Here is a 14,287-nt window from a genome sequence, read left to right as displayed (position 1 = left end):
GAACTGCGCGACCAGCCACCGACGGCCTGCAGCCGACGCACCACCTTGGGGTCCGGGGCGAAGCCCCGGGTACCTCGACTGCGGGTGCGTCGTGGTTGCTCGCGCAGTTCCCCGCGCCCCTTACGGGGCGCGGCCCTGACGGGGCCGGGTCTTACGTGCGGTTACCCCATCGGGATCAACTTAGGTTAGGCTTGCCTAAGTTCAGCCAGCCCGACGAACCGTTGAGGACTGACCATGAGTTTCCAGGGGCGTTCGCACCTGTTCAACGACCGCAACGTCGACCACTACCGGCGCTCCCTGACCGACGGAGTCGAACGCGTCGCCACCCGGATCGCCCGCACCGAGCGCCCGTTCTCCGGCGTCACCCCGGACCAACTGACCCCCGAGATAGCCGGGATCGACCTGGAGCGGCCGCTGAGCGACCCCGCCGCGGCCCTCGACGAGCTGGAGAGCGTCTACCTGCGCGACGCGGTCTACTTCCACCACCCCCGGTACCTGGCGCACCTCAACTGCCCGGTCGTCATCCCCGCCCTGCTCGGCGAGGCCGTCCTCACGGCCGTCAACTCCTCGCTGGACACCTGGGACCAGAGCGCGGGCGGCACCCTCATCGAGCGCCGGCTGATCGACTGGACGGCCGGGCGCATCGGCCTCGGCGAGGACGCCGACGGCGTGTTCACCAGCGGCGGCAGCCAGTCCAACTTCCAGGCCCTGCTGCTCGCCCGCGAGGAGGCCTTCGCCAAGGCCGCCGCCGCGGCCGCGTACGCCGGGAAAACGCTCTCCAAACACGACTTCCTCCCCCGGCTGCGCATCCTCGCCTCCGAGGCGGGCCACTTCAGCGTCCAGAAGTCCGCGAAGATGCTCGGCCTCGGCATGGACGCCGTCATCGCCGTCGAGACCGACCAGGACCGGCGCATGCGGCCCGCCGCGCTCGCCCGCGAGCTCGAGCGCTGCCGCACCGAGGACCTCGTGGTCATGGCCGTCGTCGCCACGGCCGGCACCACCGACTTCGGCTCCATCGACCCGCTGCCCCGCATCGCCGACCTGTGCTCCTGGGCCGGCGCCTGGTTCCACGTGGATGCCGCGTACGGCTGCGGCCTGCTGGCCTCCCCCACCCGGCGTCACCTGCTCGACGGCATCGAGCGCGCCGACTCCGTCACCGTGGACTTCCACAAGTCGTTCTTCCAGCCGGTCAGTTCGAGCGCCGTCCTGGTCCGCGACGGCTCCGTGCTGCGGCACGCGACCTACTACGCGGACTACCTCAACCCGGCCCGCATGGCCGAGCAGCGCATCCCCAACCAGGTCGACAAGAGCATCCAGACCACGCGCCGCTTCGACGCCCTCAAACTCTGGCTGACCCTGCGCATCATGGGCGCCGACGCGATCGGCTCGCTCTTCGACGAGGTCGTGGACCGCGCCGCCCAGGCCTACGACCTGCTGGCCGACGACCCCCGCTTCGAGGTCGTCACCAAGTCGCAGCTGAGCACCGTCGTCTTCCGCTACCTGCCCCCGGCCGGCCCCGAGCGCGAACTGGCCGACGACGCCAACCTCTACGCCCGCGAGGCCATCGCCGCCTCCGGCGACGCCGTCGTGGCCGGCACCAAGGTCGACGGCCGCCACTACCTGAAGTTCACCCTGCTCAACCCCGAGACGTCGCTGGACGACATCGCGCACGTCCTGGAACTGCTCGCCGAGCACGCGGGACGGTTCGTCGACGAGAAGTCCGACCCCGAGCTGCGCCGCAAGGCCGGCTGAACACCCCGCCCCCCTCCCCCCAGTACGAGAGACCACGCATGTCCACCCATGACTTCATCGCGATCGGACTCGGCCCCTACAACCTGGGCCTCGCCTGTCTGACCGAACCCCTCGACGAACTCGACGGCCTCTTCCTGGAGAGCAAGCCGGAGTTCGACTGGCACCCGGGGATGCTGCTGGACTTCGCCACGCTGCAGACGCCCTTCATGGCCGACCTCGTCACGCTGGCCGACCCCACCTCCCCGTACTCCTTCCTCAACTACCTGAAGGAATCGGGCCGGCTGTACTCCTTCTACATCCGCGAGATCTTCTACCCGGTCCGCAGCGAGTACAACGACTACTGCCGCTGGGCCGCCGCCAAGCTCGACAACGTCCGCTTCGGCCACGAGGTCACCTCCGTCGAGTACGACGAGTCCGAGGGCCTCTACACCGTCCACTCGACCGTGGCCAGCACCGGAGAAACGGTTCGCCACCAGGCCCGGCACCTCGTCCTGGGCACCGGCACCCCGCCGTTCGTCCCCGAGGCCTGCGAGGGCCTGGGCGGCGACCTGATCCACAACTCCGGCTACCTGGACGCCAAGGCGAACCTGCAGACGAAGGACAGCATCACCGTCGTCGGCAGCGGCCAGAGCGCCGCCGAGATCTACTACGACCTGCTGGCGGACACCGACACCCACGGCTACCGGCTCAACTGGGTCACCCGCTCCCCGCGGTTCTTCCCGCTCGAGTACACCAAGCTCACCCTGGAGATGACCTCCCCCGAGTACGTGGACTACTTCCACGCCCTCCCGGAGGACACCCGCTACCGCCTGGAGGCCGAGCAGAAGGGCCTGTTCAAGGGCATCGACGCGGACCTCATCAACAACATCTACGACCTGCTCTACCAGAAGAGCCTGCGCGGCCCGGTCCCCACCCGGCTGCTCACCAACACCGCCCTCGACACCGCCTCGTACGACGCGGAGAGCGGCACCTACACGCTCGGCCTCCACCACGCCGAGCAGGAGCGGGACTTCACCCTCGCCACCCAGGGCCTGGTCCTGGCCACCGGCTACCGCTACCGCGTCCCCGCCTTCCTGGAGCCGGTCCACGACCGCATCCGCTGGGACCGCCACGGCCGCTTCGACGTCGCCCGCAACTACAGCATCGACACCACCGGCCGCGGCATCTTCCTGCAGAACGCCGCCACCCACGCCCACAGCGTCACCTCCCCCGACCTGGGCATGGGCCCCTACCGCAACTCCTGGATCCTCCGCGAGCTGCTCGGCCGCGACGTCTACCCGGTCGAGAAGTCCATCGCCTTCCAGGAGTTCGGCGCACCGCAGGGGGACCTGGCGTGACCGCGACCGCTGCCTTCCCCGAGTTCTCCCGCACCGACGACCGCATCGGCACCTTCGCCCTGCGCCCCCTCGACCCCGAGGCCGACGCCGCCCTGCTGCACCCCTGGGTGACGCACCCCAAGGCCGCGTACTGGATGATGCAGGACGCGGACGTGGCCACGGTCGCCCACGAGTACCGCAAGATCGTCGACAGTCCGCACCACGACGCCTTCGTCGGCCTCGTCGACGGCACCCCCTGCTTCCTCGTCGAGCGCTACGACCCCGCCCGCGCCGAGCTCGTCGGCCTGTACGAGCCGCAGGAGGGCGACATCGGCATGCACTTCCTGTGCGCGCCGGCCGACACCCCGGTGCACGGCTTCACCCGCGCCGTGATCACCACGGTGATGGCGTGGCTCTTCGCCGACCCCGCCCACCGGCGCGTGGTCGTCGAGCCCGACGTCCGCAACACGGCCGTGCACGGGCTCAACCTGGCCGTCGGCTTCGAGCCCGCCGCCACCATCGCCAAGCCCGAGAAGGACGCGCTGCTGAGCTTCTGCACCCGGGAGCAGTTCGAGGCCGCAGTGACCCGAGGAGCCGCGCAGTGAACCCGCACGACGCCATCGCCCATCTGACCCCCGCCCACTGGGACCGCGCCAACCGGCAACTGGTCCGCAAGGCGCTCGCCGAGTTCGCCCACGAGCGGCTGTTCGCACCGGAGTTGCTGGACGACGGCCGGTACACAGTCCGCAGCGACGACGGCAGCGTGGAGTACCGCTTCACCGCCCGCCTGCGGACGCTCGACCACTGGCAGATCGACACCGACAGCATCAGCCGGCACCGTGAGGGCGACGAACTGCCGCTCGACGCCGTCGACTTCTGCATCGAGATGCGCGGCACGCTCGGCCTGAGCGACCAGATCCTCCCGGTCTACCTGGAGGAGATCAGCTCGACCCTGTCGGGCTCCGCCTACAAGGCCGCCAAGCCGCAGATCACGGCGGCGGAGCTGGCCAAGGCCGACTTCCAGACGGTCGAGACGAACATGACCGAGGGCCACCCGTGCTTCGTCGCCAACAACGGGCGGCTGGGCTTCGGCGTGCACGAGTTCCACGCGTACGCCCCCGAGGCCGCGAGCCCGGTCCGGCTGATCTGGCTGGCCGCGCACCGCGACCACACCACGTTCACCTCGGCCGCCGACATCGACTACGGCCGGCTGATGCGCGAGGAACTCGGCGAGGAGACCCTCGCCCGCTTCACCCAGACCCTCACCGGGCTCGGCCTCGACCCGGACGCCTACCTGCTGCTGCCCGTCCACCCCTGGCAGTGGTGGAACAAGCTGTCGGTGACCTTCGCCTCCGAGGTCGCCGCGCAGCGCCTCGTCCTGCTCGGCCCGGGCGACGACGAGTACCTCGCGCAGCAGTCGATCCGCACCTTCTTCAACACCAGCGCACCGCAGAAGCACTACGTGAAGACGGCACTCTCCGTTCTCAACATGGGCTTCATGCGCGGCCTGTCCGCCGCCTACATGGAGGCGACCCCGGCCATCAACGACTGGCTGGCGGACCTCGTCGCCGCCGACGAGGTGTTCGCCCGGACCGGCCTGACGATCATCCGCGAGCGGGCCGCGATCGGCTACCGCCACCGCCAGTACGAGGCCGCCACCGACCGGTACTCCCCCTACCGCAAGATGCTCGCCGCCCTGTGGCGCGAGAGCCCCGTCCGGGACCTGGAGCCCGGCCGGCGCCCGGCCACCATGGCCTCGCTGCTGCACACCGACGCCGAGGGCCGCTCCTTCGCGGCCGCGCTGATCGAACAGTCGGGCCTGGCCCCCGAGGTGTGGCTGCGCCGCTACCTGGACGCCTACCTGGTCCCGCTGCTGCACAGCTTCTACGCCTACGACCTGGCCTTCATGCCGCACGGCGAGAACGTCATCATGGTGCTCGACGACAGCGGCACGGTCGAGCGGGTGATCTTCAAGGACATCGCCGAGGAGATCGTCGTCATGGACCCGGAGGCGGAACTGCCCGAGCAGGTCCGGCGCGTGCAGGCCGCCATCCCCGAGGAGGAGCGGCTCCTCTCGATCTTCACCGACGTCTTCGACTGCTTCTTCCGCTTCCTGAGCGCAGGCCTGGCGGAGGCGGAGGTCCTCGGCGAGGAGGCCTTCTGGCGGACGGTCGCCGAGTGCGTCACCGCCTACCGGGAGTCCGTCCCGCATCTCGCGGAGAAGTTCGAGCGGTTCGACATCTTCACCGAGGAGTTCGCGCTGTCCTGCCTCAACCGGCTCCAGCTGCGCAACAACCAGCAGATGGTCGACCTCTCGGACCCGTCGGCGGCGCTCCAGTTCGTCGGCACCCTCCGCAACCCGATCGCCCCCTTCGCCCCGTGACGCCGACCACGTCCGCCACGGCCACCGGGCCGGGAGCCGCGCACCGGCTCCCGGCCCGGTGGCTGATCCTCGCGGTGATCTGCCTCGCGCAGCTCGTCGTGATGCTCGACAACACCGTCCTGAACGTGGCGATCCCCTCCCTCTCCCGGGAGCTGGGCGCGGCCAACGCCGACATCCAGTGGGTCATCAACGCCTACTCGCTCGTCCAGGCCGGCCTGTTGCTGGCCGCGGGCAGCGCAGCGGACCGCTACGGGCGCAAACGGCTGCTGATGGCGGGGCTCGCGCTCTTCGGCGCCGGTTCCCTGGCGGCCGGACTCGCCGGTTCCACCGCCCAGTTGATCGCCGCCCGCGGCGGCATGGGCATCGGCGGGGCCCTGCTGCTGACGACCACCCTGGCCGTCGTCATGCAGGTCTTCGACGCCGAGGAGCGCCCCCGGGCCATCGGCATCTGGAGCGCGGTGAGCGCCCTCGGCTTCGCCGCCGGGCCGCCGATCGGCGGGCTGATGCTGGCCCACTTCTGGTGGGGCTCGCTCTTCCTGCTCAACCTGCCGGTCGTGGTCGTCGGCCTGGTCGCCGTCAAGATCCTCGTCCCGGAGTCGAAGAACCCGGGCGGCGGCCCGCCCGACCTGCCCGGCGCCCTCCTCTCGGCCGCCGGCATGACCGCGCTCGTCTACGCGATCATCCAGGTGCCCGAGTCGGGCTGGGGCTCGGCCGGGGTGCTCGTACCGGCCGCGGCGGCCGCACTCGCCCTGACCGCCTTCGTGCTGTGGGAACGCCGGGTCCGGCACCCCATGCTCGACCTGCACTTCTTCCGCGACCGGAGGTTCGTCGGAGCGGTCTCGGGCGTCGTCCTCATCACCTTCGGCAGCAGCGGCGTGCTCTATCTGCTCACCCAGCAGCTGCAGTTCGTCCGCGGCCACACCCCGCTGGAGGCGGGCCTGCGCATGGTGCCGTTCGCCCTCACCATCGTGGCCCTCAACTTCACGGGCGTCGCCGCCCGCGTGGGCGCGCGCCTGGGCCGGCCGGTGTCCATCGCGGCGGGCATGGCCCTGCTCGCGGCCGGCTTCGCCGTGGTCGCCTGCCTGACGACCGACGCCTACCCCGCCCTGCTGCTCGGCCTGCTCCTCATGGGCGCGGGCTGCGCCCTCGCCAACCCCGCCATCGTCGAGGCGGTCATGAGCGCCATCCCCCAGGACAAGGCGGGCGCGGGCGCGGGCGTCGACGGCACCATGACCGAGGTCGGCAACAGCCTGGGCGTCGCCGTCCTGGGCGCCGTCATGAACTCCCGCTTCACCGCCCTCCTCCCGGCCGCCGCCGCAGGTGCCGCCTCCCTCCCCGCGGCCCGGGCCGCGGCCCCCACGGAGGCGGACCGCACGGCCGTCGTCGACGCCTTCGCCTCGGCCGTCCGCACCGCCCAACTGGCCGGCGCGGCGGCCGTACTGCTGGGCGGATGCGTGGCGGCGCTGCTGCTGTGGCGGGCGGAGCGGGGAGAGACGGGGGTCAGCTGAGCGCGGTGGCGATCCGCACCAGCTCCGCGGCGTGGTCGGCGAGGTAGAAGTGGCCGCCCGGGAAGACGTGCACGGCGAAGGCGCCGGTGGTGACTCCGGCCCACTCCTTCATCTGCACCGCGTCGACCCGGGGGTCGGCGTCGCCGGTCAGGGCGACGACCTCCGCGGCGACCGGGGCGGCGGCGGGGTCCGGCCGGTAGGTGTCGATCAGGTGGTAGTCGTTGCGGATGATGGGGAGCACCATCGCGCGCAGGTCCGGGTCCTCCAGGACCGCGGTCTGCGTGCCGCCGAGCGCGTTCATCGAGGCGATGAGCCCGGTGTCCGTGAGGGGCCCGGCCGCGGCCTCCGCGGGGAACCCGGACAGCCTGCGGCCCGATACGCAGAGCCGGGTCACGTGCGGCACCTGCTGCGCCTCCAGGATGCGCAGGACCTCGTAGGCGACCGCCGCGCCCATGCTGTGGCCGAAGAGGACCGTCTCACGGCCGGCCTCCGCCCGCAGTACCTCCGCCACGGCGGGGGCCAGCTCCTCCATGGAGCCGACGAGCGGTTCGGCGATCCGGCTCTCGCGGCCCGGGTACTGCACGATCTGCAGCTCGACCGCTGCCGGGTCCAGGTGCTGCGCCCAGGTGCGGTAGAAGCTGGCGCTTCCGCCGGCGTGGGGGAAGCAGACGAGGCGGCGGGGGGCTGCCTCGTTGGGCCGGGGGGTTACCAGCCAGGGTGACTTCGTCGACAAGGGGTTCCTTTCCGAGGTTCTTCGGCTGCGGGCCGTCCTTGGTTGCTCGCGCAGTTCCCCGCGCCCCTTCGGGGCTCGAATCCGCTAGCCCAGAACCGCCTCGCCCAGTGGGGTGAGGATATGCACCGCCGCGTTGTGTCTTCGTTCCGTCGCCACGAGTCCCGCCCGGCGCAGCACTCCGATGTGCTGGCTCACCGCGGGGTTGGAGATGCGCAGGCGGCGTGCGATCTCACCGGTGGTGCCGGTCATGCGGAGGCATTCCATGACGTCCGCGCGCGTGCGTCCCAGCAGCGGCGGCAGCGCCGAGTCGGCGGGCTGGTCCTGCCACAAGGACGCGACCGTGGCGGCGTCCTGCGCGACGTTGTAGACGAGGAGCAGCGCACCGTCCCCGCCCGGGGCGGGGTCGAGGATCCGGGGCTGCCGGGCGAAGAACGAGGGCACTAACACGAGCCCCCGTCCCAGCAGTTCCACCTCGCGGTCGGGGCCGTCGTCGGCGACGTGCAGCACCGGCGCCTCCCAGCGGACGGCGGGGTGGATCCGGTTCAGCGCGCACGCCATCCCGCCCTCCAGGACGTCCCGGCCCCGCGCGGTGCGCTCTTTTTCCAGACCGATCGCGATCCGCTTCCAGTAGGGCCGGACGGCCGCCGCGTAGAAGGCGTTTCCCTCGTATTCCCCGGCCGTGGCGGAGAATTGCTCCAGCGCCTCCGCCAGATTCTGCGGGGATTCCGGAGCGCCGCCCGCCGACGGCTGCCGGCGCAGCCGGTCCCTGGTTTTCTTCCGCCACTCCCCGAACACATCGCGCTGCGGCTCCGTGTAGCGCTGCCACGCAAAATATGACTCGACCGCAGGACCCTGCATGTTCATGACGCGAATGCGCGCCAGGTCCTCGACCGAAAGCCGTATGCCGACCAAATTCCCACCCCCGTGCGATCGTCGGCGATCTTACCCAACGGGTGCGGGAGGTCCGAATGCGGGCAGGGGTCAGCTCCGCCATTCCATTGTCACGGGGAGGCTGCTGTAGCCCTGTACCAGGTTGGAACGCATCCACGTAGGTTCAGTGTTCAACTGCACGGACTTCACTTCCTGGGCCAGCAGTTGCACCAGTTCGCGGAGCTCGATACGGGCGAGCGCGGCGCCCAGGCAATGGTGCGGCCCGATTCCGAAACCGAGATGGCGGTTGGGCCTGCGGCCGGGCCGGAAGGCGTCCGGGTCGGGGAAGAGCCGCTCGTCGCGGTTGGCCGCCGAGAGCCAGGCCACGACCGGGTCGCCCTTGCGGATCTCCTGCTCGCCGACCGCGAAGTCCTCGGTGGCGACGCGCAGCACGTGCATGGCGGGCGAGGTCCAGCGGACCACCTCCTCGACCGCGGTGTCGAGCAGTCCGGGGTCCTCCCGCAGTGCGTCCAGGGCCTCCGGGAAGGCGTGCAGGGCGTGGAAGACGCCGGTGATGGAGTGCCGGGTGGTCTCGTTGCCGCCGATCAGCACGTTGTCGCAGTTCATGAGGACGTCGTCGGTGCTCAGCCGGCCGTCCGCGAGCAGCGCGCTGACCAGGTCGTCCCCCGGGTTCGTCGTCCGCTCCTCGATCAATTCATGGAAATAAAACAGAATTTCCATGTGCGCTTCGGCGGGCGTCATCTTGTTGAACGAACCCTCCTCGCCGCCGAAGGCGTGGTTGGTGAGTTCGATCAGCCGCGGCCGGTCGCTCAGCGGAACCCCGATGACCTCGCAGACAATCGCGGCGGGCAGCCGGGGGCCGACCTCCAGCGCGACATCCGTGGTGCCGGCGGACTTCATCCGCTCGACGATCTCCTTGGCCTCGCGCTGCAGAACGGATTCCAGCTCCGGCGCCCGCAGCCGGGAGAGGAAGGGGCCGACGAGCCGCTTGAGCGTCGAGTGCCACTTTCCTTCGGAGACCACCAGCATGCGGCCGCCCGCGTTGTCGGGCTTCTGCGCGTCGAAACCGATCATCATGCCGTGCTCGGAGGTGAACGGCGCTTTGGGGGAGAGCACCGCACTGACGTCCTGGTGCGAGAAGACCGACCAGAAGCCGTTGGGCGAGACGCCGGGTTCGCTCCACACCTTCGCATCCGCGGCGACGTACTCCCGCCACATGGCGAAGCGGTCCTCGGTGGTGTAGAGATCCGGATTTCCCAGATCCATGGTGAATACCTTTCTTTCTACGTCATTTGAGGGCGGAGACGGCTTCCCCGGCGGGCTCGGCCGGCGTCTCCGCCGGCGCCGGTGCCCGGAAGCCGCGCATGGTCGGGCTGAGCACCGCCGACAGCGCGAGGGCCGCCACCACGCCCGCACACGAGAGCAGTCCGGCGGACCGGCCGGCGAGGCCGAAGAGGATGCCGCCGGCCAGCGGGGCGATCGCCCCGCCCGCGCCGCTGACGACGTTGACGACGCTCATCACCCGCCCGCGCTGGGCATCCGGCGTGAGCAGCAACTGGTGGGTGGTGATGGCCGTGTTGGCGGTCGGGGCGGCGAAGGCGATGGCGCCGAGCAGGATCCCGGGCACGTAGCCGCCGGGAGCGAGCGCCATCGCCACGGTGAGCACCGCGAACACCCACAGCACGGTGAAGACGGCGCGCGAGCCGGTGAGCACCCGCTGCAGCACGGGCGCCGCCAGCGCGCCCAGCAGCCCGCCGACCCCGAGCAGGGCCGCCATCATCCCGATGAGGCCGGAGCTCATCCCGCTCGTCTTCGCCGAGGCGATGACGATGAAATAGATCATGCCGAAGAACAGGTTCGTCGCCGTGGCGTACAGCAGGCTCAGCCGGAGGAAGGGGTGCCGGACGATCCAGCGGATCCCCTGGCTCAACTCCCGTGACAGCTTCCCCTTGTACGACGTGCGGGGACCGGACGACGGCGGCCTCATGAACAGCAGCAGCACGAAGCCGAGCACGTGGGCCAGGCAGCCGGCGGCGAACGGGAAGGCGTTCTTGAGCGCGAGCAGGAAGCCGCCCGCCGAGGTGCCGCCGAGCTGCCCCGCGTAGGTGCGCGCCGAGTTGAGCGCCACCGCTCCCGACAGCTTCTCCTCGGGGACGAGCGTCGGCAGCAGCGCCTCGCCCGCCGCCAGCATCATCGCCGTGGCCGCCCCGTTCACCAGCGCCAGCAGGACGAGCCCGGCCATGGACGGGGCCCCCGTCCACAGGGAGAGCGTCAGGTACCCGAACACCAGGATCTGCGCGGCCTCGCACCCGAGCATGACCGCTCTGCGGTCGTAGCGGTCGGCGACCGCTCCGGCCGGCAGCCCCGTCAGGAACATGGCCACGGCGTCGACGAACCCGATGACACCCGCCCGGGACGGCGACCCGGTCACGGTGAGGACGAGCAGCGGCAGCACGATCACCGAGGTGCTGTAGGCGAATTCGCTGAGGGTCTGGCTCATCCACAGCAAGGTGAAACTGGCCTTACCCGATTGCGGACGGGCCACGGCTTCTCCTTCGTTCGTCGGCGGGGGCAACAGGGGCGGGGGCGCGGGTGGTTCAGCCCAGGACGCGGGAGCGCGAGCGCGTGTGCACGTACGTACGGCGCAGGTCGCGGACCATGCTGGTGCGCTTGAGCCACCGGTCGGTGCCGTCGTAGCGCGGGGTGAAGACGCTCCGGCCGTGGATGACCCGGTAGTTGTCGAGGAAGACGGCCTCCCCCGGGTTGAGCACGACGGCCTCGGTCGCCGCCTCCAGCCGGCCGGCCGCGTCGTCCAGGGCCCGCTCGGCCTCCGGGTCGCCGGGCAGCGGGCTGGTGAAGTCCGCGTCGATCCGCAGGTAGGGGTCCTCCTCCGGGCCGAAGAGCACCGAGGACACCTCGTGCGGTCGCTCGTCGAGGGCGACCGCCCCGCCCGCCTCGCGCATGGCCGCCTCGACGTGCGAGTCGTCCGGGTAGAAGCGGAAGCGGTCGCGGTGGAGCACCTCGCGGACCGGCTCGGGGAAGTCCACGGCGTCCACGCGGGCCACCGTGGTGCCCACCGCGTCCGGGTTGCGCAGGCACATCAGCGCCACGTAGTCGCCGCGGCAGGTGTGGAAGACGTCCTCGGTGTGCAGCGTGAGCTGGACCTCGCTGCTCGCGCTGGTCAGCGACGCCTCCTGGCCCTTGGAAGGGCAGACGTCGTGGACGAGGCGCCCGTTCTGCTGGTTGGTCCAGGCGAACGGGTCGCCCAGGACGGAGGCGACGAGCAGGAGGACGAGCTCCTCGCGCCGGGCCGCCCCCTCCTTCTCCGCCGTCTGCCAGCTCGGCGGGGTCGGCACGAGGTCCTCGCTCACCGGGAGGTTCGCCACCGTGATGACGGCGTCCTCGGCGGCGCGCTCGGCCACCAGGAACTTCCGCAGCCCGACGGGGAGGTTCTCGGCCTCGACCCTGACCTCCTCCGCGTACCCCAGCCAGTCCCAGACGGTATTGCGCGCCAAGAAGGCGTCGGTGATCTGCGCGACCTCTGACTTTTCCGTGTCGTTCAGGACGTAGCGACCCACGGGAAGAACCTTTCCGGGAGAAATTCGAAGAAGAGAGCGGCGCCGCACGGCTAGCGGCCGGACTGCGTCCGCACGGCGATCTCGCGCAGGGCGTCGAGGAGTCGGGCGGCGAGGCGTTCGACGGTGGCGGTCGTGTGGTTGCCGGGCGAGTGGATCCACTCGATCCGCAGCTCGCCCTCGCTCACCGCCGCCACGATGTCGATCAGGTGCGGACGGCCCTGGCCGGGCGCCTGATCGCTGCCGAGCCCGTCCAGCCGGCCACGGACGAGACCGTCCTGGCTGGTGGTGCCGTCCCACTGACCCAGGTAGTTGAAGCTGATCCGCGGCTGCTCCTGCCCGCCCAGCACCCGGCCAGGGCCATCGGGCGCGGAGAGGTGACGCAGCGCGCCGTAGCCCAGACCACGGCCGGGCAGCTTGCGCAGCCTGCTCTTGACGGACTTCAGCGCACGCGACCAGTCGCCCTCGGGGACGTCCAGGGTCACCGGGTAGATGGTGGTGAACCAGCCGACCGTGCGGGACAGATCGACATCGTCGAACAACTCCTCACGGCCATGGCCCTCCAGGGCGATGGTGACCGGGGCACCCGCCCAGTCGCCCAGCACCCGGCCCAGCGCCGCCAGCAGCACATCGTTGATCTGGGTACGGAAGACGGCCGGGACCTGGTGCAGCAGCGCCTCGGTCTCCTCGCGGCCCAGTTGGACGGAGACGGTCTCGGTGCCGCCGTAGGTGTTGGGCTCCGTGCCGTCGACCGGGATCTCGCGGGTGCCGTCCACGCCCTGCCAGTAGGCGAGTTCGTCGTCCAGCCCGCCGGATCGGACGTGGCCGGACAGACGCTCGGCCCACAGCTGGTAGCTGGAGGTCTTCGCACCCAGATCCACCGGACGGCCCTCCGCCAACTGCCCATAGGCCGTGGCCAGGTCCTCCAGGACCACCCGCCACGACACCCCGTCCATGACGATGTGGTGCACGGCCAGGAAGAGGCGCGGCGCGCCCCCGTCCCGGGCCGGGAAGAAGACACCCTTGACCAGTTCGCCCGAGGCCAGGTTCAGCGCCCGCTGGGCCGCCGACGCCGCCTCGTCCGACTCCCCCACCGTCAGCAGGCCTTCGGGTGCCGAGCCGTACTCCTGCACCCACTGCCCGTCCTCGTGGCGGTACCGCATCCGCAGCGCGTCGTGGTGCGCGACCACGGCCGACAGGGCGCGCTCCAGCAGAACAGCTTCCGTCTCCGGCGCCAGTTCGACGTGGAGCGACATGGCGTAGTGGTCCGGGTTCCGATCATGCCCGGCGAAGAACCAGCGCTGGATCGGGGTCAGTTCGACCGTGCCGGACACGGTGTCCTGCACCGCGACGGCGGCCTCGTCCCACTCCACCGCACCGGCCAGGGCCGCCACCGACTGATGGGCGAACATCAGCTTGGAGGTCAGGCGGAGTCCCGCCTGCCGGGCCCGCGAGACGACCTGGATCGACAGGATCGAATCGCCGCCCAGATCGAAGAAGTTGTCGTGGACGCCGACCTTCTCCACACCGAGCACCTCGGACCACACGCCCGCCAAGGCCTCTTCGATCTCCGTACGCGGCGCCACGTACTCGCTGCCCAACTGCTCGGCCTGGACCTCCGGCTCCGGCAGCGAGCGCCGGTCCACCTTGCCGCTCGGGGTCAGCGGCAGCCGCTCCAGGGCGACGAACACCGCCGGGACCATGTAGTCCGGCAGCACCTCGCCCAGGTACGCGCGCAGTTCACCGGTGGACAGTTCCTCGCCGGAGACCACGTAGGCGACCAGGCGGCGATGCCCGTCCGCGCCCTTGTGGGCGACGACCACGGCCTCGTCGATGTGCGGGTGGGCGACCAGGACGGTCTCGATCTCGCCGAGCTCGATGCGGAATCCACGGATCTTGACCTGGTCGTCCGCACGCCCCAGATACTCCAGCGTGCCGTCCGCACGCCAACGGGCCACATCGCCCGAGCGGTACATCCGCTCCCCCGGCTCACCGAACGGATTCGCCGGGAAGCGCTCCTCGGTCAGCTCCGGGCGGTGCAGATAGCCACGCGCCAGACCGCCACCGGCGACGTACATCTCGCCCGGCACACCGATCGGGACCGGCTCGCCCCGCTCGTCCAGCAGGTA

Annotated in this window: 11 protein-coding genes; 5 read left to right on the top strand and 6 right to left on the bottom strand. The window is 70.8% G+C overall.

The features are described 5' to 3' along the window. Positions 1-234 precede the first annotated feature (234 nt). The 5 genes from ACWD4B_RS32410 to ACWD4B_RS32390 are packed head-to-tail and all read left to right on the top strand — an operon-like array spanning position 235 to position 6,959. Positions 235-1,752 carry a pyridoxal phosphate-dependent decarboxylase family protein gene (locus tag ACWD4B_RS32410; protein WP_451424119.1) on the top strand — a complete coding sequence of 506 codons (1,518 nt, stop codon included), beginning with the start codon at positions 235-237 and terminating at the stop codon, positions 1,750-1,752. Between the two features lie 38 nt (positions 1,753-1,790). Next, positions 1,791-3,089, top strand: a complete 1,299-nt coding sequence (locus tag ACWD4B_RS32405) for a lysine N(6)-hydroxylase/L-ornithine N(5)-oxygenase family protein (RefSeq protein ID WP_451424118.1) — start codon at positions 1,791-1,793, stop codon at positions 3,087-3,089. Then, positions 3,086-3,673, top strand: coding sequence for a GNAT family N-acetyltransferase (locus ACWD4B_RS32400; protein ID WP_451424117.1), 588 nt, complete (start codon positions 3,086-3,088; stop codon positions 3,671-3,673). Before ACWD4B_RS32405 ends, ACWD4B_RS32400 begins: the two co-directional genes overlap by 4 nt. Then, entirely contained in the window at positions 3,670-5,451 is a 1,782-nt protein-coding gene (locus tag ACWD4B_RS32395; protein ID WP_451424116.1) for an IucA/IucC family protein, read from the top strand. Before ACWD4B_RS32400 ends, ACWD4B_RS32395 begins: the two co-directional genes overlap by 4 nt. Next, positions 5,448-6,959, top strand: a complete 1,512-nt coding sequence (locus tag ACWD4B_RS32390; protein ID WP_451424115.1) for an MFS transporter — start codon at positions 5,448-5,450, stop codon at positions 6,957-6,959. The genes ACWD4B_RS32395 and ACWD4B_RS32390 overlap by 4 nt, the downstream gene beginning before the upstream one ends. On the opposite strand, the gene ACWD4B_RS32385 is transcribed toward ACWD4B_RS32390, so the two are convergent. From ACWD4B_RS32385 to ACWD4B_RS32360, 6 genes are all read right to left on the bottom strand, one after another. Beyond that, a complete protein-coding gene (locus tag ACWD4B_RS32385; protein ID WP_451424114.1) occupies positions 6,952-7,692 on the bottom strand; it encodes a thioesterase II family protein in 741 nt (246 codons plus the stop codon). The genes ACWD4B_RS32390 and ACWD4B_RS32385 overlap by 8 nt on opposite strands. 84 nt (positions 7,693-7,776) lie before the next feature. Next, on the bottom strand, positions 7,777-8,556 hold the full coding sequence (locus ACWD4B_RS32380) for a winged helix-turn-helix domain-containing protein (protein ID WP_451424113.1): 780 nt from the start codon (positions 8,554-8,556) through the stop codon (positions 7,777-7,779). Positions 8,557-8,673: 117 nt separating this feature from the next. After that, positions 8,674-9,849, bottom strand: a complete 1,176-nt coding sequence (locus ACWD4B_RS32375; protein WP_451424112.1) for a cytochrome P450 — start codon at positions 9,847-9,849, stop codon at positions 8,674-8,676. Positions 9,850-9,871: 22 nt separating this feature from the next. Then, a complete protein-coding gene (locus ACWD4B_RS32370) occupies positions 9,872-11,083 on the bottom strand; it encodes an MFS transporter (RefSeq protein ID WP_451424111.1) in 1,212 nt (403 codons plus the stop codon). 97 nt (positions 11,084-11,180) lie between these two features. After that, positions 11,181-12,161 carry a TauD/TfdA family dioxygenase gene (locus ACWD4B_RS32365; RefSeq protein WP_451424110.1) on the bottom strand — a complete coding sequence of 327 codons (981 nt, stop codon included), beginning with the start codon at positions 12,159-12,161 and terminating at the stop codon, positions 11,181-11,183. 50 nt (positions 12,162-12,211) lie between these two features. Further along, a partial coding sequence (locus ACWD4B_RS32360) for a condensation domain-containing protein (protein WP_451424109.1) occupies positions 12,212-14,287 on the bottom strand: 2,076 nt, incomplete at its 5' end.

It is taken from the genome of Streptomyces sp. NPDC002536 (assembly GCF_053594995.1).
This window is presented reverse-complemented; position numbering and strand designations above follow the sequence as displayed.